At 43.4% G+C, this 22,350-nt stretch carries 21 protein-coding genes; 13 read left to right on the plus strand and 8 right to left on the minus strand.

What is annotated here, in order from left to right; translation table 11 throughout:
* Positions 1-83 precede the first annotated feature (83 nt).
* Both OSCIL6407_RS0103070 and OSCIL6407_RS0103075 read left to right on the plus strand, forming a co-directional pair.
* Positions 84-1,313 (plus strand): glycosyltransferase, encoded by a 1,230-nt coding sequence (locus OSCIL6407_RS0103070; protein WP_007352976.1) that lies wholly within the window; start codon positions 84-86, stop codon positions 1,311-1,313.
* Between the two features lie 64 nt (positions 1,314-1,377).
* Positions 1,378-3,249 (plus strand): glycosyltransferase family 39 protein, encoded by a 1,872-nt coding sequence (locus tag OSCIL6407_RS0103075; protein WP_007352977.1) that lies wholly within the window; start codon positions 1,378-1,380, stop codon positions 3,247-3,249.
* Here the strand turns inward: OSCIL6407_RS0103075 and OSCIL6407_RS0103080 are convergent.
* Positions 3,246-4,319 (minus strand): RNA polymerase sigma factor, RpoD/SigA family, encoded by a 1,074-nt coding sequence (locus tag OSCIL6407_RS0103080; RefSeq protein WP_019486907.1) that lies wholly within the window; start codon positions 4,317-4,319, stop codon positions 3,246-3,248. The two genes, OSCIL6407_RS0103075 and OSCIL6407_RS0103080, sit on opposite strands and share 4 nt — an antisense overlap.
* A 179-nt stretch (positions 4,320-4,498) precedes the next feature.
* Here OSCIL6407_RS0103080 and priA point away from each other — a divergent pair, with 179 nt between their 5' ends.
* Positions 4,499-7,144, plus strand: a complete 2,646-nt coding sequence (priA, locus tag OSCIL6407_RS0103085) for a primosomal protein N' (RefSeq protein WP_007352978.1) — start codon at positions 4,499-4,501, stop codon at positions 7,142-7,144.
* A gap of 384 nt (positions 7,145-7,528) precedes the next feature.
* On the plus strand, positions 7,529-7,663 hold the full coding sequence (locus OSCIL6407_RS37625; RefSeq protein ID WP_267879520.1) for a hypothetical protein: 135 nt from the start codon (positions 7,529-7,531) through the stop codon (positions 7,661-7,663).
* A 48-nt stretch (positions 7,664-7,711) separates the two neighbouring features.
* Here the strand turns inward: OSCIL6407_RS37625 and OSCIL6407_RS0103095 are convergent, their stop codons facing one another.
* Both OSCIL6407_RS0103095 and OSCIL6407_RS0103100 read right to left on the minus strand, forming a co-directional pair.
* The gene (locus tag OSCIL6407_RS0103095) at positions 7,712-8,344 is read right to left on the minus strand and encodes a hypothetical protein (RefSeq protein WP_007353429.1); all 633 of its coding nucleotides are present in this window, start codon (positions 8,342-8,344) and stop codon (positions 7,712-7,714) included.
* Between the two features lie 162 nt (positions 8,345-8,506).
* Entirely contained in the window at positions 8,507-8,890 is a 384-nt protein-coding gene (locus tag OSCIL6407_RS0103100) for a nuclear transport factor 2 family protein (protein ID WP_007353428.1), read from the minus strand.
* A 256-nt stretch (positions 8,891-9,146) separates the two neighbouring features.
* Here OSCIL6407_RS0103100 and rpsD point away from each other — a divergent pair, with 256 nt between their 5' ends.
* The gene (gene rpsD / locus OSCIL6407_RS0103105; RefSeq protein WP_007353427.1) at positions 9,147-9,755 is read left to right on the plus strand and encodes a 30S ribosomal protein S4; all 609 of its coding nucleotides are present in this window, start codon (positions 9,147-9,149) and stop codon (positions 9,753-9,755) included.
* A gap of 109 nt (positions 9,756-9,864) precedes the next feature.
* On the opposite strand, the gene moaA is transcribed toward rpsD, so the two are convergent.
* Positions 9,865-10,851 (minus strand): GTP 3',8-cyclase MoaA, encoded by a 987-nt coding sequence (gene moaA / locus OSCIL6407_RS0103110; protein ID WP_007353426.1) that lies wholly within the window; start codon positions 10,849-10,851, stop codon positions 9,865-9,867.
* A 127-nt stretch (positions 10,852-10,978) separates the two neighbouring features.
* Here moaA and OSCIL6407_RS0103115 point away from each other — a divergent pair, with 127 nt between their 5' ends.
* Together OSCIL6407_RS0103115 and OSCIL6407_RS0103120 are read left to right on the plus strand one after the other, a co-directional pair.
* A complete protein-coding gene (locus tag OSCIL6407_RS0103115) occupies positions 10,979-12,412 on the plus strand; it encodes an AAA family ATPase (protein WP_019486909.1) in 1,434 nt (477 codons plus the stop codon).
* Positions 12,375-13,088: an RloB family protein gene (locus OSCIL6407_RS0103120; protein WP_007353424.1), complete on the plus strand. Its 714-nt coding sequence runs from the start codon at positions 12,375-12,377 to the stop codon at positions 13,086-13,088. The genes OSCIL6407_RS0103115 and OSCIL6407_RS0103120 overlap by 38 nt, the downstream gene beginning before the upstream one ends.
* Positions 13,089-13,146: 58 nt before the next feature.
* On the opposite strand, the gene OSCIL6407_RS0103125 is transcribed toward OSCIL6407_RS0103120, so the two are convergent.
* The 4 genes from OSCIL6407_RS0103125 to tnpA all read right to left on the minus strand — a co-directional run bounded on the left by OSCIL6407_RS0103125 (position 13,147) and on the right by tnpA (position 14,761).
* Positions 13,147-13,350: a hypothetical protein gene (locus tag OSCIL6407_RS0103125; protein ID WP_007353423.1), complete on the minus strand. Its 204-nt coding sequence runs from the start codon at positions 13,348-13,350 to the stop codon at positions 13,147-13,149.
* The gene (locus tag OSCIL6407_RS0103130; RefSeq protein WP_007353422.1) at positions 13,347-13,691 is read right to left on the minus strand and encodes a hypothetical protein; all 345 of its coding nucleotides are present in this window, start codon (positions 13,689-13,691) and stop codon (positions 13,347-13,349) included. The genes OSCIL6407_RS0103125 and OSCIL6407_RS0103130 overlap by 4 nt, the downstream gene beginning before the upstream one ends.
* A 197-nt stretch (positions 13,692-13,888) precedes the next feature.
* Positions 13,889-14,284 (minus strand): Uma2 family endonuclease, encoded by a 396-nt coding sequence (locus tag OSCIL6407_RS0103140; protein WP_007353420.1) that lies wholly within the window; start codon positions 14,282-14,284, stop codon positions 13,889-13,891.
* A 9-nt stretch (positions 14,285-14,293) separates the two neighbouring features.
* Entirely contained in the window at positions 14,294-14,761 is a 468-nt protein-coding gene (tnpA, locus tag OSCIL6407_RS0103145) for an IS200/IS605 family transposase (protein ID WP_007353419.1), read from the minus strand.
* Between the two features lie 177 nt (positions 14,762-14,938).
* Here tnpA and OSCIL6407_RS36115 point away from each other — a divergent pair, with 177 nt between their 5' ends.
* The 6 genes from OSCIL6407_RS36115 (at position 14,939) to OSCIL6407_RS0103180 (ending at position 22,214) form a co-directional block, all read left to right on the plus strand.
* Positions 14,939-15,085 carry a hypothetical protein gene (locus tag OSCIL6407_RS36115; protein ID WP_007353418.1) on the plus strand — a complete coding sequence of 49 codons (147 nt, stop codon included), beginning with the start codon at positions 14,939-14,941 and terminating at the stop codon, positions 15,083-15,085.
* 25 nt (positions 15,086-15,110) lie between these two features.
* On the plus strand, positions 15,111-16,226 hold the full coding sequence (cbiD, locus tag OSCIL6407_RS0103155) for a cobalt-precorrin-5B (C(1))-methyltransferase CbiD (protein ID WP_007353417.1): 1,116 nt from the start codon (positions 15,111-15,113) through the stop codon (positions 16,224-16,226).
* A 187-nt stretch (positions 16,227-16,413) separates the two neighbouring features.
* Positions 16,414-17,961 (plus strand): glutamine-hydrolyzing GMP synthase, encoded by a 1,548-nt coding sequence (gene guaA / locus OSCIL6407_RS0103160; RefSeq protein WP_173401166.1) that lies wholly within the window; start codon positions 16,414-16,416, stop codon positions 17,959-17,961.
* Positions 17,962-18,266: 305 nt separating this feature from the next.
* Positions 18,267-18,557 (plus strand): nucleotidyltransferase family protein, encoded by a 291-nt coding sequence (locus tag OSCIL6407_RS0103165; RefSeq protein WP_007355429.1) that lies wholly within the window; start codon positions 18,267-18,269, stop codon positions 18,555-18,557.
* Positions 18,547-18,903 (plus strand): HepT-like ribonuclease domain-containing protein, encoded by a 357-nt coding sequence (locus OSCIL6407_RS0103170; RefSeq protein WP_007355430.1) that lies wholly within the window; start codon positions 18,547-18,549, stop codon positions 18,901-18,903. Before OSCIL6407_RS0103165 ends, OSCIL6407_RS0103170 begins: the two co-directional genes overlap by 11 nt.
* Before the next feature lie 278 nt (positions 18,904-19,181).
* On the plus strand, positions 19,182-22,214 hold the full coding sequence (locus OSCIL6407_RS0103180; protein ID WP_234708748.1) for a CHAT domain-containing protein: 3,033 nt from the start codon (positions 19,182-19,184) through the stop codon (positions 22,212-22,214).
* Positions 22,215-22,350: the final 136 nt, after the last annotated feature.

Consider the following 22,350-nt stretch of genomic DNA (forward strand, 5'->3'; position numbering starts at 1 on the left):
TTTAATTATTTCAACTATGGACTATCGGCGATCTAAAGATTAAAGTCTAAAAGTGCGATCTGCCAATTTCAGATATTATAACTATGAGTTTCAGCCAACCAAACAGCCTTTTGCCAGTGCCGTTAGGTGCATTTGAGGTTCCAGGACAGACAGTTGAGGGAACGCCGGTATCTTCTACGGATGCTGAAGTCGGCAATGCACCCATTTATTTTTCTCTGGTGATTCCGACTTACAACGAGAGCAAGAATGTCAAAGCCATTGTCGCGCAATTGAGCCAGTTACTCGACAGTAAAATTCCTGGGGAATATGAGCTAATTTTAGTGGATGATAACAGCCCCGATCGCACTTGGGAAGTTGCCCAGGGAATTATGGCTGACTATCCGCAGTTACAAGTAATGCGTCGCCAAGAAGAGCGAGGTCTTTCTACAGCGGTGATTCGCGGTTGGCAAGTGGCGCGGGGTGAGATTTTGGGGGTAATTGATGCGGATCTTCAACATCCACCGGAGACGCTGTTAGAACTTTTAGGGGAAATTGAGCGCGGCGCTGATTTGGCGGTGGCTAGTCGCCACGTTGCAGAGGGTGGTGTGAGCGACTGGAGTGTAGTCAGACGGGTTTTATCTCGCGGAGCTCAAACCATCGGGTTGGTGATCTTGCCGGGGGTTGTAGGAAGAGTTTCAGACCCAATGAGTGGCTATTTTATGGTGCGCCGTGATTCCATTGCTGGTAAGAAGATGAATCCTACTGGCTATAAAATTTTGATTGAGGTATTGGGAAGGGGAAATATTCGCTGGATTGGCGAAGTTGGCTATGTGTTTCAGGAGCGCCAAGAAGGGGAGAGCAAGGTGACATGGAAGCAGTACATTGAGTACCTGCAACACTTGCTGAGATTGCGTCTTGACCGTTGGCCCTTGGGTCGTTTTTTCCGGTTTGGGGTTGTGGGTTTTAGCGGGGTTTTTGTGGATATGGGGGTGTTTTATTTGCTGCGGACTGTACTCGGTTTGGCGCTAACTCGGAGTGCAATGTTGTCTTCGGAAGTGGCAATTATCAATAATTTCTTGTGGAACGATTTGTGGACTTTCGGGGATATTTCTAAGCGACAACCGGGAAAACGTCAGCAGTTTAAACGGTTTTTGAAGTTCAACCTGATTTGCTTGATGGGGTTGATTTTGAATGTGCTGTTGGTAAATTTGCTGTTTAATGTTTTTGCTGTTAATGAATATTTGGCTAAGCTGATTGCGATCGTGGCTGTGACGTTATGGAATTTTTGGATTAATATGAAGCTGAGCTGGCGGGTAACAGATGTGCAGAAATGATGGGGACGGAAGGTGAGGTAGGAAGTTAATTGTAGGTTTTTTCTGAGTTTAAAGGGGCTTCGACTTGCGGCAAAAATTTGATTTTAAACTTGATGCTTTACACTGGGTGCTACTTTTTGCCTGGACTGCGATCGCGGCGATGCTACGTTTTGCTAATTTGGATTCTAAGCCACTTTGGACGGATGAATTTTCGACGCTGGTTTTCAGTTTAGGCAATAGTTTTCAAGGAGTACCTTTGGATCGAGGGATTTCTTTAGAGGTGCTGTTGGCACCGCTAAAACCCCATCCGGGTGCGACTGTTGGGGATGCGATCGCGCGTTTGTTGACTGAAAGCAATCACCCGCCTGTTTATTTTGCTCTCGCTCACTGGTGGATGCAGATGTTTGCACCAGTGCAGGGGTATGCTTCCCTATGGGGTGCGCGATCGCTTGCTGCTTTTTTGGGTGTGGTTTCGGTTCCCGCTATCTATGGTTTAGGATGTCTTGCTTTTCGTTCCCGCTTAGTTGGACAAATGGCAGCGGCAATGATGGCGGTTTCTCCCTACTCTATTTATCTTGCTCAGGAAGCACGCCATTATACCCTGGCTATTTTATTAGTTATTGCTTCTTTGAGTTGTCTGGTAATGGCGACGCGGTATGCGGAAAAGCGGCTGGCTTTACCTGTTTGGCTGGGATTAATTTGGATTGTTGTTAATAGTTTAGGAATTGCCGTTCATTACTTTTTTAGTTTGACTCTCTGCGCTGAGGCTATAGTTTTTATTGCCATATTATGGCGGCAATTAAAAGGAGAAAACATCGGGGTTAAGACAATTTCTACTTTCTCCGGTTTTCCCGCTTCATTTTTATTACCCATTATTGGTACAATTGCCACTGGTTTAGTCTGGTTGCCCGTATTTTATTCTAGCAGATATGGTAGCGAATTAACTGAATGGATTCAAAGTAGCGATCGCACGGGTTTTGCTTTGATCAGTCCGATTTTTCAAGCACTGGCTGGTTGGATTACGATCGTATCTTTACTGCCAGTAGAATCATATTCGCTCTCTGTAGTGATTGTATCTGCGATCGCGATGGTCGTATATTTTCTCTGGGCGCTTCCCCTATTTTATAACGGCATCAAAGCCTGCTATTCTCTGCCAGAAAATCGTTTGTCTATAGTTGTCTTAGGCGGTTTTGTCTTGAGTGCGATCGCGCTATTTTTTGGCTTTACATATTTTCTTAACATTGACCTCACTCGCGGTGCGAGATACAACTTTGTTTACTTTCCAGCCGCGATCGTATTACTAGGTGCAAGTCTAGCTTTTATCTTTAACACATATACAGTAAAAAGTCAATTTTTTAAGCTTTTTTATATTAAACTTTCTGGTAAAAAAGCTGTAGTTCTGATTTTGATAATGGGGTTATTAAGTAGTGTAACTGTATTTTCAAATTTGGGTTATCAGAAATACTATAAACCTGACCTTTTAGTTTCTATTATCCGGGAAGTATCTACGGTTCCTGTTCTGATTGCTACTACTCATAATACTCACGTACAAACAGGAGAAATGATGGGTATAGCTTGGGAATGGGAATTTGGGGAGAAGGGGAAAATGGGGAAGATTAGTTACTCTTCTCACTTCCAAGCTCAAAACCCTGTTGACTTAGGGAACCACCAAGGTTTAGCCTTATCAGTACCAGGAAGTAATCTCAAAATTCCTTCATCTTCCCCTCCGTTTTTTCTGTTGGCACACCAACAGCAGGAAGTACCAGAAATGCCTGCAATTACTTTGTGGAACACACTAGAGAAACTGGACAAGCCTTTAGATTTGTGGCTAGTAAATTTCCATGCAAAAGTCAATTTAGAAAGTAAGAACTGTTCCCTTGATTCTCGCTCTTTCCCACCAGTTGACGGTTACAATTACCAGTTATATCACTGTTTTAACCGCCTTCAAAATTCCTAACGCAGCCATCCTTTTAAGCGTTCCGCTACTTGCGGCCGCCGCAGCTTTCGCATTGCTTTATTTTGAATCTGGCGCACCCTTTCGCGCGAGAGGTTGAAAATGCTACTAACTTCTTCCAAAGTGTGAGGTTCTCCCGTCAGCAAACCGTAACGGAGAGCAACAATATCTTTTTCCCGCTCTGTTAAAATACTGTCCAAAACCTCTAAAATATCCTGCCGCATCATCATTTCATTCATCTGCTCTTCAGGAGATTGCGTTTCGCTATCTTCCAAAATATCCATTAATTCTGAGCTTTCTTCTACTCCGATGCGGTGGTTGAGAGAAAGCGATTTGCGGCGTACTTGTTGGAGTTCGCGCAAATGTTCGGGAGTAATTAAAAGCGCTTCGGCGAGTTCTTTTTCTGTCGGGTGACGCTGTAACGATCGCTTCAATTCCCGATAAGCTCTTTTCAGCTTGTTAAGCTGTTCTACAATATGAACTGGCAACCGAATCGTGCGCCCTTGATTGGCAATTGTGCGCGTAATTCCTTGGCGAATCCACCAATAGGCATAAGTAGAAAATTTATACCCCTTTGAGGGATCGAATTTTTCTGTGGCGCGGTTCAAACCTAAAGCCCCTTCCTGAATTAAATCGAGAAATGGCACGCCGCGATTGAGATAGCGCTTGGCGATCGACACTACTAACCGCAAATTTGAGCTAATCATCTTGCGTTTCGCTGCGCGTCCTAAATGGAGGCGCTGTTGCAGTTGAGCTTCGCTCATAGAAGCTGCTGCTGCTACTTCGGATCGATCGGGAACTCTGCCTAATTTTTCCTGCAAACTCTGTTGTAATGCTTCTAGGACTACCAATTCTTGAATGCGGCGGGCTAACTCCACCTCTTCGCTGGGTTTAAGGAGGGGATAGCGGGCCATTTCTTTAAATAAGGCCCCCACAGAATCGTCTGAAACCTTGCTATATTCTGAGGTTCGAGTTGAAATTGGATAGTGAATTTCGGCATCCTCATGCTCTGGAATTTGAGTAAATGAGGTTTCTGCTGCCACCGCAATACTGCCTAAGTCAAATTCTGCCATATTAGCGATCGCTTTCGGTGGGGTTTACTTCTGAGCGGTTTTTGAGGCAATTTAATTGATGAGTACCTCAATCCACCCTTTAACTTGATGGTGCTTGCCTTCTACATTATAGAGTGAGGCACAATAAGAGCAGTCTACCTTTCGAGTGTAGCTCCTTCTAGTTTGGGACACGCAACGCTATGTCTACTATTACTTTTGGTCTATCCCCTGTTCTAGCCGAGTCTGGGATATCTTATGGTATTGGCGGCGATCGCGATCGCCCTCCAGCGAGGGAAAGATGGATCGAAGTGCTAGTTGATTTGCCCTTCGAGGTATCAGAAAACAACTCAGAAGAGCAAAAGGAAGATAAACTTTACACCTATCGACTCCCTCCAGATTTGGATGTGGAGCCGGGAGATATTTTAAGTGTACCCTTTGGCTATCAGCATTTGAGAGCGATCGCGATTCGTGACCTCTACGAACTCCCCTCTAATTTACCACCAAATCGGGTTAAAAATGTTGAAGATATAGTTAGCAAGGGATTTTTATCGCCTACTTATCGAGAATTGCTAAATCGAGTTGCTACTTATTATTGCACAGATTTGATTCATGTCATTCGCGCATCATTGCCCCCTGGATTGCTAAGGCGATCGCAGCGTCGCATCCGTTTACTTCCCGACGTTATACCCAGCGATGTCGAAATTTTCCTCAATCCACCCGCCCTTCAAGTTTTACAATTGCTGCAATCTTCCAAATCTGATGATTATTCTTACTCTTGGGATTATATCGATAAGCAAATTAAAGGAGCAAGCCGAGGAGTCAAAGATTTATTGCAAAGAAACTGGGCAATTAGTTATCTAGAACCCCCGAAAACGCCAAAACCGAAACTGAAACAAGCAGTAACCTTGATTGGCAATTATTTGTCAGTTGAATTGAGCGAACGGCAGCAAGAAGTATTGCAAATACTCTGGAATCAAGGCGGTGAAATGTGGCTAACTGATTTTCTCAATATTTGCAACACAACTCGCCAGACCCTCAAAAGATTAGAGCAAAATAGTTGTATCTTAATAGAAGAAAAAGAAAAATTACGATTAAATCAAGGCATAGAAAAAACCCCAGATGTACCTAAAGCTTTAACACCCTACCAAATAGAAGCATTAGCAGTCATTAATAATCTATCTGGCTTTAACCAAGTGCTGCTACACGGTGTCACAGGTTCCGGCAAAACTGAAGTTTATTTACAAGCGATTGCCCCCATTTTAGAAAGCGGTCAATCCGTCCTAGTTTTAGTCCCAGAAATCGGTTTAACACCCCAACTAACTGATAGATTCCGTGCCAGATTTGGCGACCAAGTTTGCGTTTATCACAGCGCTCTTTCCGAAGGCGAACGCTTCGATACTTGGCGTTATATGACCCAAGGAATCCCTCAAATTGTTATCGGTACTCGTTCAGCTATCTTTGCTCCCTTACCTCACCTTGGTCTAATTATTTTAGATGAAGAACACGACAGTAGTTTCAAACAAAACGAACGCGAACCCCTCTATCACGCTCGTACAGTTGCTAAATGGCGTGCCGAATTAGAAGATTGTCCCTTAATCTTAGGTTCCGCTACCCCTTCCCTAGAAACATGGGTAGAAACGCGGAGGCAAAAAAGTTCTATAAAAGACTATTTATCATCGCTTTCAAATCAAGAAAATCCCCAATTACCCATTACCAATTACCCATTACCAATTACCGATCGCCAATTACCAATTACCCATTACCTCTCACTCCCAGAGCGTATTTACTCCCGCCCCATGCCGCCAATTGAAATAGCCGATATGCGGCAAGAATTGCGGATTGGCAATCGGTCAATTTTTAGCTTGCCACTTCAAAATGCTTTGCAAGAATTGCAAGAAAATCAACAGCAAGGCATCCTATTTATTCATAGGAGAGGACACAGCACTTTTGTCTCCTGCCGCAGTTGTGGCTATGTAATGGAATGTCCTCATTGCGATGTTTCTCTATCTTATCATAACGTCCGCGAAGGGGCAGCACAAATATTGCGATGTCACTACTGTAACCATAGTGAAATACAACCTCGAAACTGTCCAGAATGTGGTTCTCCCTACTTCAAAAACTTTGGTAGTGGCACTCAGCGAGTCGAGCAAGAATTAACTAGATTATTTCCAGAATTGCGCGTTATTCGCTTTGACAGCGATACTACCAAAACTAAAGATGCTCACCGCATACTGTTAACAAAATTTGCCAATGGAGAAGCCGAAATTTTACTAGGTACTCAAATGCTTACTAAAGGATTAGATTTAGCTCAAGTCACCTTAGTAGGAGTTGTCTCTGCTGACGGATTGCTACATTTCTCAGATTATCGAGCCAATGAAAGAGCCTTTCAAATTCTAACTCAAGTGGCAGGACGTGCGGGACGAGGCGACGATCCCGGACGGGTAATTATCCAGACTTATACCCCCGAACATCCGGTAATTCAAGCAGTACGTCGTCACGAATCAGAGTCATTTTTAGAGGCAGAATTGCAAGAGCGATCGCAGTTAAATTATCCTCCTAGTGGACGGTTGATTTTATTGCGATTAAGTGGGTATAATGGAGCTGAAGTTGAGCAAACTGCTATTAACTTAGCCTTATTCCTGAGTTCGAGAGAGCAGGAAAATATCTATGAATTGTTAGGGCCTGCGCCTGCGCCGATTATGCGAGTAGCCAATCGTTATCGTTGGCATATTTTGCTCAAGTTGCCAGTGAATGCCTCAATAGAATTACCATTAGCGAGGTTGCGCGATCGCACTCCTCGTTCTGTGAGTTTAACAATTGATGTTGACCCTCTGAATTTAGGGTAATGGTTGCAGTCTGTTGGGATTGCTTTGTGGCGATCGCAGTTTTCTAGGAAGCATCCCATTTTTGACAGGACTTACGCTCAGGGCTCCAGAAACCGGGTTTTTGAGAGCATCTGTGGTGAAAATGAAGTATTTTTGTCAAAAAACCCGGTTTCTTTGGTTGGGTGTCAAAGTCATGTATTTGTAGGGTGAGCGATCGCCCCATTGGTGCCAACTTAAGGTCAAAACCTGACTCCGACAGGGGTTAAAACCCCTGTCTCAAAGATCAAGTCCTCTGAAAGAGGACTAAGAAAACTTTTAAATTTAGTTAGTCCTCTGAGCGAGGACTTAATTTATCAGCCGGGGACTTAAGTCTAAGAGCGGGCTTTCGGATGGCAGTTGACACCAATGCTTCCCCTCTCTCCCCCATCTCCCCCATCTCCCCCATCTCCCCCATCTCCCCCATCTCCCCCATCTCCCCCATCTCCCCCATCTCCCCCATCTCCCCATCTCCCCCATCTCCCCCTAGCCCCTAGCCCCTAGCCCCTAGCCCCTAGCCCCTAGCCCCTTCTTTCCCTAGCGGTTGCCGTATTACGGACTGGGTAAAGGCGTAGGCTGAACTGGAGCCGTTACAGGAGGTACAGCATTTGGTTCAAACTGGCCAATTTGGTATCTTGCGTCAATGCAGGTGGCCAATAACTGTTCTGTGGGAAACTTGAGCTCGCTACTCAAGCCAACTACACATTGAGAAAAGCGCTCTGGCAATAAGCTACGACGACAATGATCGAGGACTGAGACAACGGGGGCTCCTTGAGCTTTTGAGTTGATATCTACCACGCAAGTTGCAAGTTCCTTGGGACGACGCACCCGCCTACAGTTAAATAGTGCATCCATTGCCGCCACTTTGGTTTTGGTATTAATTTGAGAAACGCACATAGAGACATCTCTAGGATGGAGTGCGGCGGCACAAGCGGCGGCTGCTGCTTCCGGGACAACTCCGACGGCAACCATCTCTTGAGCGCAGATGCGGTAGGAATTTTTATTCCGATTCAAAAATCCCCAATTAATACTGAGCGCTTCGGCTGGTGACATTGGCAAAGCTGCACTCAATAAGCTGGCAGCCGCTAGCGTCGTTGCTCCCACACAGGCCCAGCGCGGGGCTTTTCGGGGTTCTATGCTAGTGAAGATTTTGCTCGAAAAGCTGGAAAGTTTAGAATATGGCATGGCAGATAGAGTTTATTGTTTGCAGAGGTAGATAAAATTCGGCTCACACCAAGATTATAGGAAATCGGTTGAAAACCCCGTGACTTTAATACGTAACGCCGCCCAACTCCAGTTGATTTTTCATAATCAGAATTGCTGTGATGGCAGAGAAGTTGGAACTGGTTAGGACTCTGGGGTGGACGATGGAAGTGGACAGACTTCCATAGCTTGAATCAAGCCGCGATCGAAGGTGAATCGATGACCTACGCGCTCATCGACAAGAACTGCTCCCGCCAAGTCACGCACGACCTGATGCACATCGACCAAAATGTGCCCGCTCTCCTCCGAGTAAAAGGAAACCGGCTCGACGTGCGGATCGATCTCGCTCCATTGCTCCGTCCAGTAAGCGCGAACTTCTTCAGGCCCACGAACAAAACCGCCTTTGAACGCTTTGGGCCAAGCCACGTCGGGAGTCATGAGGGCAAGGGCAGCGTCAATGTCTCGCGCGTTGAAGGCTGCGTAAGCTGCATGGAGTAGTTCGATTAGGAGTGCAGGTCGATCTGACATAAGTTGTATAGTGTAAGGGTTTCAAACTGAGAATTGCTGCTGGTATAGCAGTTGCCAAGGCAGTTAAGACATTCTAAATTTAAAACCCTGATTCTAAACCCTTCTTCCGTCTTCCCTAGCCCCTAGCCCCTAGCCCCTAGCCCCTCTTAAACCGCCTTGGCGGTTGCTATAAAAATAGATAGTTGAGTTTTGTGCAAAAATATTCTACAATAGAGAGTCTTTGCAAAATTTCATAAAGATATAGAGAGGAAGTTAAATGTCTCGATATCGAGGCCCTCGCCTCAGAATAGTCCGCCGCTTGGGAGATTTGCCAGGGCTGACTCGTAAGTCACCTAGACGGGCTTACCCTCCTGGCCAACACGGCCAAAACCGCAAAAAGCGCTCAGAGTATGCGGTACGTCTGGAAGAAAAGCAAAAGCTCCGTTTCAATTATGGGATTTCGGAGCGCCAACTTCTGCGCTACGTGCGGAAAGCACGTCGAGTAACTGGTTCTACGGGCCAAGTGCTGCTGCAAATGCTGGAAATGCGCTTGGATAATACAGTTTTCCGCATGGGTATGGCTCCGACTATTCCTGCTGCACGGCAACTGGTGAATCACGGCCATGTGACTGTTAACGATCGCACGGTGGACATCGCTAGTTTTCAGTGCAAGCCGGGAGATGTGGTTGCTGTCAAAAATACGGAGCGATCGCGCCTACTGGTAGAGGCTAATCTCAAGTATCCAGGTTTGGCTCACTTGCCTAGCCACCTTGAGTTTGACAAGCAAAAACTTGTTGGCAAGGTCAATGGTACTGTGGAACGCGAGTGGATCGCTCTCCAAGTTAATGAGCTGCTGGTGGTTGAATACTATTCTCGCCAAGCTTAACGATTTTGGATTTTGGATTTTGGATTTTCGATTGGGTTTGACTGGGAGTTGGAAGTTTTTCTATCCCGCTAGCAGTCTAAAAATCTAAAATCTAAAATCTAAAATTGCTTTACCCTCCAATTTGTGACATCGTTCTGGTATAAGCGCCCGTTGCGCCAGAGTTCCGCTCTTTGAAGTTGATCTCTGGCTTGAGGGCTAGTAATTCGCTAAGGCGATCGCGCAGTTCAAGAGTTGAAACACCTTCTCGTAGCGCTGTTTTCAGGTCAATTTGACCGCTTTCATTGAGCAAACATGGTCGAATCCAGCCGTCGGCGGAAAGCCGCATTCGGTTGCAGCGATCGCAAAAACATTCTGACATTTGACTGATGAATCCTAATGTCCCTTTCGCGCCGGGAATTTGAAATACATCAGCGGGCCCATTACCACAAACTTGCGATTCTGTCAAGCCCCAACGATCGCGAATTTGCTGCCGTAATTCGGCTGAGGGTATCCAACCGCGATCGCCAAATAACTGATTATTGCCGATGGGCATAAACTCAATAAACCGGACGTGCCAGTGGCGATCGATACTTAAAGCAGCTAAGTCGAGCACTTCACCATCATTCACCCCCGGCATTACTACCACATTCAATTTCAGCGGGTCAAATCCTACCTGATAGGCGGTTTGAATCCCTTCCCAAACTTGCAGCCAGCGGCTACGTCCCCGACTGCCAACAATTTTGTCAAAAGTCTCAGGTTCCAAGGAATCCAAGCTGATGTTAATCCGCCGCAAGCCAGCATCGTAAAGGGGTTGGGCTTTTTGGGAGAGTAAAAACCCATTGGTGGTCATCGAGAGGTCTTTAGTTTCCGGCTGACTGGCGATCGCCCTTACTAATTCCACCGCCCCTGGATGCAGCAGGGGTTCGCCCCCAGTTAAGCGAAAGCGGGTAAACCCTACGGGAATAAAAACCTCTCGCAGCAGAGTCAGCAATTCCTGGTGAGTCAGCAATTCTTGCTGCAAAATATAGTCAATCTCTGCGCTGTCAGGCATACAGTATTGACACCGAAAGTTGCAGCGATCGATCAGACTTATGCGGAGATAATCTACCTGGTTCATATCGTCGGCTTCATAATTCTTAAATTATGACCGATCTGTGAGTTTTAGTGGGGGCAAGAGCTCGCAGCTACAGAGTCGCGGGTAAAGCTGCTTGGTAACAAAAAATAATTTCTAGTTTAAGTTCAGGTTGATTGACAAAATTATCCTAGTTAGCTATCTTGAGGTTAGTGAACCTATATTATTTTGCAAAAAAACACCTGAAAATGCAATGTTGATAGAATTTAGAGTCGCTAACTACAGGTCAATAGGTGAAGAACAAGTGTTAAGCCTGGTTCCTGCCTCAAACCAAAAGGAGCATTCTGAAAATATAATTCAGAAAGGAAAGCATAAGGCTTTAAATGCTGTGGCTATATATGGTGCTAACGCTAGTGGAAAGTCTAACCTGTTGAAAGCAATGAGTATGCTAGGAAAATTAATTAATTTTTCTGCACGCTTCTCTTCGACAACAAAGTTACCATACGACCCTTTTTTACTCAGAGAAGATTGGATTAATAAACCTACTTTTTTGGAAATTGTTTTTTTAATTGCAGAAGATAGATACAGATATGGGGTAGCGTTTAACCAAAATGAAATAGTCTCAGAATGGTTATTTAGAAAATCTATAGGAAGGGAAGTCAACTTATTTCAAAGAAGTAAAGATATTATTGATGTTTCTTCTGGTTTCAAAGGTTCTTCAAAGACTATTGATGCTGCCATAGAAGCAACAAGAGACAACGCTTTATTCTTATCTACTTGCGATATGTTAAATATTGAAGAAGCAAAAAATATTCTTCATTGGTTCGAGAAATATATAATTATCGACGGATTAAAGACAGAGCATCAGGCAATTACAACTATTAGTCTCTGGGACGATCAAAAATATCGTCAAAAGATTCAGGAATATTTTACTAGCCTGAATTTTGGAATTGTTGATTTAGAAGTTGCAGACCAAGATTTTGATCCATTAGCATTGCCAGAACAAATACCAGATGAATTTAAGAATTTTTTGATTAATGAACTCACAGGATCAAAAAAATACACTTTCTCTTCAAAACACCGTGTTTATGACAGTCAATGCGAAGAAACTGGAAAATTCCAAACTTGGGAATTGAATAAAAATGAATCTCCAGGTACTCAAAAAGCCTTTCATTTAAGTGGCCCTGTATTATCAGTTTTAATGAATGGAGGCGTATTAATAATTGATGAAATTGAAGGGAAATTGCACCCGATAATGACGCTTCATACTATCAATATGTTTTTAAATAAGCAGACTAATCCTAATAATGCCCAATTGATTTTTGCTACCCATGATACTAATTTATTATCCTATGCTAATTTGAGAAGAGATCAGATATATTTCACCGAGAAAAATCACTGGGAATCAACGGAATTTTATTCTTTATCTGATTTTATATATAGGGGAAAAAAGAACACAATATCTAAGAAAGAAAGACCTGATACAGATAAAGAAAAAAGATATTTTGAAGGTAGATATGGCGCAATTCCAGTTTTAGGTAATTTTAATCCAGTTCAATTAAAAAGCAATGGCAAGGAAAGGCAAGTTAAAACCAAAGACAACTAGAGAAAAAATTGAACGTCCAAAAAGACTGAGGCGCTACGAATACTTTTTTTTAATTGTTTGTGAGGATGAAAAAACTGAGCCAGAATATTTTCAACAATTTGTCGCTCTGTTTCCTGATGACACATTGTATCTAAGACCGGTAGGTACAGGGTTATCACCGTTAGGTGTTGTCAATAAAGCTATTATTGAAAAAGCTAAATTACAAGAAGAATCTAAAAAAGAGTTTGGTAAAGATGATGCTGTTTGGGTTGTTTTTGATAAAGATGATGCCCACCAAAATGATACTACAAGACAGAATTTTGAGCGAGCATTTGAAATAGCAAAAACAAATAAATTTGAAATCGCATATAGCAATGAAGCTTTTGAGCTTTGGTTTTTACTACACCTAGAAGAAGTGCCTTCACATCCTCCTATTCCTAGATCGGATATTTACACTCGTCTAGAAAAACTTATAAGGAAAAATCCCAATGAGTCTAGTTTCGTATACGATCATGGTGATACAGAGATAGTCCTAAAAATTAACCAATTTGGTAATGAATCAAACGCAATTGAACGGGCTGAAATTCTTTTACAGGCACAAAACGGAGTTCCACCAATACAAGCTAATCCCAGTACAAAAGTCCATTTACTTGTAAAAGCCCTAAGAGAGTGGATTAAGTATTATAGCTCTTCTTAGGAAGATAAGCTTAAGTAAGTTATTGAAAAGTAAGTTTTTGAAACAAATCGGCAATTATTTATGATTCTCCTATTTTTTCTTGCACTCGCCGATATTTACCATCTAAACGTTCCTGTCGCTGACGGCGGTTATCAGCTTCTAACATTGCGAGAATTTCATCTAATTTTAAATTGACAATATCAAGCTGGTGACAAGCTTCTTTTATCCTAGCAACATTTCGCTGTCTTGTCTCTAAATCGGGTATTCTTGGCTGTTGATTCATGGCAGATTCCAACTCCTTTTAATTTCTTGAATACTAGCTTTTGAGCCATCGGCTGCTGCTTCTGTCTCTGCGATCGTCCGATACAAAAATTTTAGCATATCGGCTGTCGCTGCTGGTTGAGATTCTGCTACCTGTTGCAATATTCTGTGCAAACGGTTGTATGGAATTCTAAGGCGTTCCTTGATATTATCAATTGCTTCTAACTCAGGCATTGTTTCTTCTGTCTCGCCAAATTGCTGCAAGAGGGTATATTCTGCTGCTGTTGCTGTATCGAGAAGTGCGACTAATCGCTGTTGTAATCTGAAAATAGTGCTGATAGTTTCATCTGGTAATTTTGCCATGAAGCTTGAATTTGGAGGATGACAAATTATTAGTATATCGCATCAAGGCCCAGAAACCGGGTTTTTACGAAAATACTTCGTTTTTACCCGCAGATTCGGCAAAAAACCCGGTTTCTTTGGTTCAGCGAGTAAGTTCTGAGAATATTCATATTGAAGCTAATCACTTTATCTGATATTATCTTCTCTTAAGTAAGATATCAAAAAGCAAGTTTTTGAAACAAATCGGCAATAGGTAGAGTAAAATCAGGGACAATCTCTTCACCATCTAAAGAATTATTTGACTTGAGCAATCGATCTGGTTCCTCCGCGTTTCGATACACTAAAACATACTTTTGTCTAGGATGAATCACCCAAACTAAACGCGAACCATTATCGAAATAATCTACAATTTTTTGGTCAATTTCTTCCACCGTATTACTGGGAGAGAGAATTTCTACAGCTAGATCGGGCGCACCTTCTAGGAAACCATTGGACAAGATCCTGAGCGATTGGAAATCCGGCGATTGGAAATCGCGGCTACACAAACGAAGTCCGCCTTCGCGGACTAAATAAAATGGAATCTTCAACCCGCGCAGGCGGGTTTTGTCTGACAAGACGCGGTTTCAACCGCCGGATGATTTGCAATTGCCGAGTGAATTCTTGGAACCTACGGAGACAGGTTGAGAAATTAATTCCCACTCAGGAATCATTGATTGTTGACGATGGTGAATAGCTTGATTTCTAATATAGTTGGCTACACTGTCGATCGCATCGCGACTAACGGTAAACGCCCCGTAGCTGCCTTGCCATTTAAAAAAATCACCTGGTGTAAGTTTGTGAGTTACTACATGAGAAGAACTGCCCTTAATTTGCTTAATTATTTCAGATACTGCCAAAGTTGAGGGAAAACCTATTAGCAAGTGAACATGGTCTTCTATCCCACCAACTGCGATCGCAGTGCAGCCTAACTTGTTACATTCTGCAATAATAGCTGCATAGATGGCTTGCTGAATATCGGGAGTAATCAAAGGCAATCTATCCCAAGTTCCCCAAACATAATGGAGATACAACTGCGTGAAATTTTCTCTCATATTTATTACAAGATACTAAATTTCTCTTCAACCCGCGCAGGCGGGTTTTGTTTGTGTAGCCGCGATTTCAATCGCCGAGGTATTGATTTGCCTGCGATGATATCGCAACGATGATATCCTAATGATAATACCCCAGCGATCGTATCCCAATTTAGAAATCGGGCGATCGTAATTTCGGTGATTAGAAATCGGGCGATTGGAAATCGGGCGATTGGAAATCGGGCGATTGGAAATCGGGCGATCGTAATTTCGGCGATCGTAATTTCGGCGATTGGAAATCGCGGCTACACAAACAAAGTCCGCCTTCGCGGACTAGGATCGTAATCGGTACGTAGTTTTAAATCCAACCGTGACAAATATTAAACCTCGATCGGGATATACACTACCAGTTTTTGCCTGTGCTGCTGCACTGGCTGCGCTGCGCTATTTGCATAAAGATATTTCATCCGTCGATACCGTATCAGTAGATTTAATTGAACCTGCGATCGCAGCAGAAATTCCCGTAGAGCAGGTAGCATTTCTCAAACCAGGCACGGCTTTGGCTGTCACTCGCTCCGATCCGGGAGATAATCTCGATCTCACTCGCAATACTCCCGTTTGGGCGATGGTGGAATTGGCAACTGGGGAAGAGGAGATAATTATTGTGGGCGGTGAGGGGATAGGTTATCGCCAAGAAGGGGGAGAGGCGGCGATTTACAGCTATGCTCGGCAATTATTGCAGGAAAATTTAAGGCGATCGCTACAACCCGGAGAAAAAATTACTGTTACTATTATTCTCCCCGAAGGTCGCCAATTGGCTGCACGTACCTCTAACGAAGCTTTCGGCGTTGTGGAAGGACTTTCTCTGCTCGGTACTACGGGCATTTCTCAACCGCTGAGTGCTCCTGGTCAATTAGATGATTTTCGCTCAGAATTGCAGAAAAAAGCCGATCTCTTTGATTCTTTAGTCTTCTGTATTGGCGAAAACGGCTTAGACTTAGCGACTCAATTAGGTGTTAACCCAGAAAGATTAGTAAAAACGGCTAACTGGTTGGGCCCAATGCTTGTAGAGGCTGGAGTGCAAGGCTTAAAGTCAGTTTTGCTATTTGGTTATCACGGTAAATTGATGAAATTGGCGGGGGGAATTTTTCACACTCACCATCATCTTGCTGATGGGCGGCGAGAAATACTTACGGCTTATTGTGTAAATTCGGGACTACCGGCTGCGGTTTGTACAGAAATTTTTGCTTGCGTTACAGCGGAAGATGGACTGCAAAAATTGCGAACTTTGGATGAGAATACGGGCAGTAATTGGGTAGAGCGGGTTTACGGTGCGATCGCCTCTCAAATTGACCAAAGATCCTCAGACTATATCTTCACTCACTGCCAGCGTCATCTTACCATTGGTTCGGTACTTTTCGGTCGCGATCGCAAAATCATCCTCAAAAGTGAAATGGGCGATACACTTTTGTCTCAAATTTGTTAATCTAATGTAAATATCTCATAAAAGTTAACAGTTAACCATTAACCGTTAACCGTTAACCGTTAACCGTTAACCGTTAACCGTTAACTATTAACTATCACCATCTACCAATTAAACACTAACCGTGACTTCCCAAATACAAACTGAAGCGCCCGCAGACAACCCTGAAATCGGGCAAGTCAATCGCCAAATGCTAGTAATTCTAGACTTTGGTTCGCAATATTCAGAGCTAATTGCTCGTCGCATCCGCGAAACTCAAGTTTATTCAGAAGTAATATCTTACCGCACTACAGCAGAGCAGTTAGCTACTCTCAATCCTAAAGGAATTATCCTTTCTGGTGGCCCTAGTTCTGTTTATGACGAAGGGGCTCCCCACTGCGATCCAGAAATCTGGAATTTGGGCATCCCAGTTTTAGGTGTTTGCTACGGAATGCAGTTAATGGTAAAGCAATTAGGTGGGAAAGTTGAACGGGCCAAACGAGCAGAATATGGCAAGGCTTCGCTATCAATTAACGATCCTACAGACTTGCTGACTAATGTGGAAGATGGCGCAACAATGTGGATGAGTCACGGCGATAGTTGCGTTGAATTACCCGCAGGGTTTGAAGTGCTCGCTCATACGGATAATACTCCTAGTGCTGCGATCGCGAATTACGATAAAAAGCTTTATGGCGTTCAGTTTCACCCAGAAGTAGTTCACTCCATTGGCGGTTTAGCTTTAATTCGCAATTTTGTCTACCATATTTGCGACTGCGAACCGACTTGGACAACAGAAGCTTTTGTCGAGGAATCAATTCGCGAAATCCGTGCCAGAGTTGGAGACAAACGGGTTTTGCTGGCTTTATCTGGCGGCGTGGATTCTTCCACTTTAGCCTTCTTGCTGCATAAAGCGATCGGCGCTCAATTGACTTGTATGTTTATCGATCAGGGTTTCATGCGAAAGTATGAGCCAGAAAGGTTAGTAAAGTTATTTCACGAACAGTTCCACATCGACGTGCAGTATGTAAATGCGCGCGATCGCTTCCTTGCTAAAATTGCAGGTGTTACCGATCCAGAAGTGAAACGCAAGCACATCGGCCACGAATTTATCCAAGTATTTGAAGAAGAATCTAAGCGTCTGGGCCCCTTCGATTATCTCGCTCAAGGTACTCTTTATCCAGATGTAATTGAATCTGCTGATACTAACGTAGATCCAAAAACAGGAGAGCGAGTTGCTGTTAAGATTAAGAGCCATCATAACGTCGGTGGTTTACCTAAAGATTTGCGGTTTAAGCTAATTGAACCTTTGCGAAAACTATTCAAAGATGAAGTCCGAAAACTCGGTCGTTCGATTGGATTACCAGAAGAAATTGTCAATCGCCATCCTTTCCCCGGCCCTGGTTTAGCAATTCGCATTTTAGGAGAAGTGACAGCAGAACGTTTAAATATTTTGCGAGATGCTGATTTCATCGTCCGCCAGGAGATTAATCGCCAGGGAATGTATAGCGAACTTTGGCAAGCTTTTGCGGTTTTATTACCAGTCCGCAGTGTTGGCGTTATGGGGGATCAACGCACTTATGCTTACCCAATTGTTTTGCGTTTAGTGAAGAGTGAAGATGGGATGACTGCTGATTGGGCACGAGTACCTTACGATTTTCTGGAAACTGTCTCAAATCGAATTGTTAATGAGGTTAAAGGAGTTAACCGCGTGGTTTATGATATTACTTCTAAGCCGCCTGGAACTATTGAATGGGAGTAATTGTTAGTTGTTAGTTGTTAGTTGTTAGTTGTTAGTTGTTAGTTGTTGGTTGTTGGTTGTTAGTTGTTAGTTGTTAGTTGTTGGTTGTTAGTTGTTAGTTGTTAGTTGTTGGTTGTTAGTTGTTAGTTGTTAGTTGTTGGTTGTTAGTTGTTAGTTGTTGGTTGTTAGTTGTTGGTTATTAGTTGTTGGTTATTAGTTGTTAGTTGTTGGTTGTTATATCAATTCTGGCACAGCCGGAATTGATATACTGGCTGACAGAATGTCAAAAGGGTTAAAATATAGGTAAAGGAGCGGTAAAAGTAATAATGAAACGGGAAGATGTATTAGCAATTTTAGCCGCCCACAAGGATAACTTAAAAGGTTTGGGGGTAAAGTCTTTAGATTTGTTTGGTTCAGTGGCGCGGGATGAAGCGCGACCCGATAGTGATGTAGACTTTTTAGTGGAGTTTACTCAACCAGGCGGGCTATTTCAACTATTTAGGGTACAGCACTATTTAGAAGATATATTGGGATGCGCCATTGACTTAGGAACAGAGGATGCTTTGAGGGAACATTTGCGGGAACCTATTCTCAAGGAGGCGATCCGTGCCCTCTAGAGAATGGCCTTTACGAATTCAGGATATTTTGGATGCGATCGCTCGTATTCAAGGAGTTATTACTGGAATAAATTTTACGGAATTTGAGAGCATAGAAGAACTGATTTTGCAAGGGATTCTTTACAACTTTATCATTATTGGTGAAGCTTCTGTTAATGTCAATGATGAAATTAAGTCTCGTTATCCGCAGATTCCTTGGCGTTTAATGGGTGACATGAGAAATGTGATGGCTCACGAGTATTTTCAAGTCAATTTAGATCGGCTTTGGAGAACTATCTCTGAGGATCTACCTCCTCTAGTACCGTTATTAGAGGAATTATTGGCACAGGAAATGAGGGGAGATTAGTATTTTTTTGGATGAGTTTAGTAGGAAATCGCGCAGTCTAATCAAGTAGTAATTACAGGATTCTCTCAATTGGATTCAATTCTGGTCAAGCAAAGCATTGTCACGAGTCTTTTGAGAAGAATTTGACGGAGTTGCAAAAAACACAAGGTTGGATTGCTAGATTGCGGACTGTTAATTCTTGGGATGAAGTGCCGGTTAATTCTTTGAAGTTGGATTGAATTTAAGGTAAATATAGCTGGCTATTTGATGCTAATTGAACGGACGATCTGGTATTGTCCGTGCTTTGTGGTTTTTTGTGGCTGTGGCATAATATATTTATAGTCAGGATGGATGATGGCGAGATGAGTACACAAAAGGAAGAAGAAGCTTATAGGTTATTGATTCAAGGGATTAACCTTTATCGAAAAAGCCGGTTTCGAGAGGCCTTGGCATCTTGGGAACAGGCATTAACAATTTATCGAGAAATCGGATATCGCCAGGGAGAGGCGGCTTCCCTCGGAAATCTGGGAATTGCCTATCAATCATTAGGGCAATTCCAGTTAGCTATAGACTACCACCAGCAGTTATTAGTGATTGTCAGAGAAATCGGATATCGCCAGGGAGAGGCAGCTTCCCTCGGAAATCTGGGAATTGCCTACCAATCATTAGGGCAATTCCATAATGCCATAGACTACCACCAGCAAAATTTAGCAATTGCCAGAGAAATAGAATATCGTCGAGGAGAGGCAATTTCCCTGAGAAATCAGGGACTTGCCTACCAATCATTAGGGCAATTCCAGTTAGCTATAGACTACTATCAGCAGTCTTTAGCCATTAATAGGGAAATCGGATATCGTCAGGAAGAGACCGCTTCCCTGGGAAATCTGGGAAATGCCTACCATTCATTAGGGCAATACCAGTTAGCTATAGACTACCACCAGCAGTCTTTAGCCATTGCCAGGGAAATCGGATATTGCCAGGGAGAGACCGCTTCCCTGGGAAATCTGGGAAATGCCTACCATTCATTAGGGCAATACCAGTTAGCTATAGACTACCACCAGCAGTCTTTAGCCATTGTGAAGGAAATCGGAGATCGCCAGGGAGAGACAACTTCCCTGGGAAATCTGGGAAATGCCTACCAATCATTAGGGCAATTCCAGAAAGCGATTGACTACCAGCAGCAGTCTTTAGCCATTAAGAAGGAAATCGGAGATCGCCAAGGAGAGGCAAATTCTTTGGGAAATCAGGGACTTGCCTACCAATCATTAGGGCAATACCAGTTAGCTATAGACTACCACCAGCATTCTTTAGCCATTAAGAGGGAAATCGGAGATCGCCAGGGAGAGGCAATTTCTCTGGGAAATCTGGGAATTGCCTATAAATCATTAGGGCAATACCAGTTAGCTATAGACTACCACCAGCATTCTTTAGCCATTGCCAGGGAAATAGGAGATCGCGAGGGAGAGGCAACTTCCCTGAATAATCTCGGCGTAACTCTGCAAAGAATCAATCAATTCCCAGAAGCCGAAGAAATCCTACGACAAGCTATCATAACTTGGGAAGAATTACGAACCAATTTAAGAGATGATAGTGATATAGTCTCAATTTTTGAAACCCAGCGATCTTCCTATCGGCTAATGCAAGAAGTGTTAGTTGCCCAAGATAAACTTACCGAAGCTTTAGAATTTTCCGAAAGGGGGCGCACTCGTGCTTTTATCGAGTTACTGAGACGGCAAACCTCAGAACCAGAAAAGGGAGAAAAAGCTGAGGAAATTACAGATTATCTAACAATTTCTGATATCCAGCAAGTTGCCCAAAATCAAAACGCCACCCTCGTTGAATATTCAATAGTTACTGAAGGCATTTATATCTGGGTAATTCAGCCCACAGGAAACATTGAATTTCGCCGCGCCAACTTAACCCCCTTAGAATCTCGCCAGAAATCTCTCAACGATCTCCAAGAAATCATCCTCAAAGCGCGGGTTTCCATTGGTGTCGATGAAAAAGACAGCAATCAAAACAGAATTGAAATAGAAACCGACGACAAAAGAGACACACAATCCAACTTTCCCCTATTGCAATTACTCCATGAAATCCTGATCGCACCCATAGCCGACTTGTTACCCAGAGATCCCGAATCCCCCGTGATTTTCATCCCCCATTATGCCCTATTTTTAGTACCCTTTGCCGCCTTACAAAACCCCCAAGGACGCTATTTCATCGAAGATTATACACCCCTAATCGCCCCATCCATCGAAGTCTTAAAACACACCCACGCGCAAGATCGGCAAAGGCGAGAAACCCGGCAAAAAGCCCTAGTAGTAGCTGAACCAACCTTACACCAAAACTTCCAAGCAGATCCTTATAAACTGCGTCCCTATCCATTTATGGAAGCAGCAGCCGAAAGCATCGCCACCATCTTAGAAACCACCGCCATCACGGGAGACAAAGCCACCAAAGTTGCCGTCATCAACGGAATGCTAGAAACGCGCATCGTCCACATTTTCGCCCACGGACTTTTAGACGAATATAAACCCGATGAAATTGCTAAAGGGCGGATTCCCGGCACAATTGTTTTAGCCCCTGCCGATGGTGATGATGGGGCGTTAAATGCCGCTGAAATTATTGATAAAGAACTCAATTGTGAGATAGTAGTATTGAGTGCCTGTAGCACCGGCAAAGGCACAATTACCGGCGATGGAATTATTGGGTTATCGCGCTGTTTTATTCTCGCAGGAGTTCCCAGTTTAATCGTTTCCCTGTGGAATATTGGCGCACCGGCCGCTAAGGTTTTGATGACTCAATTTTATCAGAATTTAGCTAATGGGGAAAATCGCGGGGCGGCCTTGCGCCATGCTATGTTGGGGACGAAAAAAAATGATGAATATTCCAGTCCTTCCGATTGGGCGGGCTTTACCCTGATTGGCGAAACCTCAAGTTTAAAATTAGAAATTATCACCATAGAGGAGATTTTTAACATTATGTCAATTCCTGAAAATGCGACACCAGAAGAAGTTATTGAAGGATTTTATAAAGCTTTAGAAACCAATCATCCTCGCTTGTTTGCAGAACACAAAGACGCACTTACTGAATTATATTCTCGTCCCGGTGAAACAGCAGAAGAACTTGCCGAAAGGTTTAAATTATGGTGTAAATCTCGTCCTAAAATAGAGGAGGCTGTTGCTAATAAAATCTGTACGGCGGCGGCTAGAGGAACCAGTAGCAATCCTTCAGATCAAGTTGTGAGAGAATCAGATGAAAGGTTAAAAGAAAATCAGGAAAGGTCGAGTTTACCTCCGAAATCACCAGCGGATACTAACCCAAATCAGTAGGGACTTAGGCCTTACCCAAGGCGTGTCAACTTAAACTGAAACCCGCCAGGGGTTAAAACCCCTGTCTAATAGTTTAAGTCCTCTGAAGAGGACTAATTAATTTAAAATTCTTCTTAGTCCTCTTCAGAGGACTTGA

The organism is Kamptonema formosum PCC 6407 (assembly GCF_000332155.1).
GTDB lineage: Bacteria > Cyanobacteriota > Cyanobacteriia > Cyanobacteriales > Microcoleaceae > Kamptonema > Kamptonema formosum.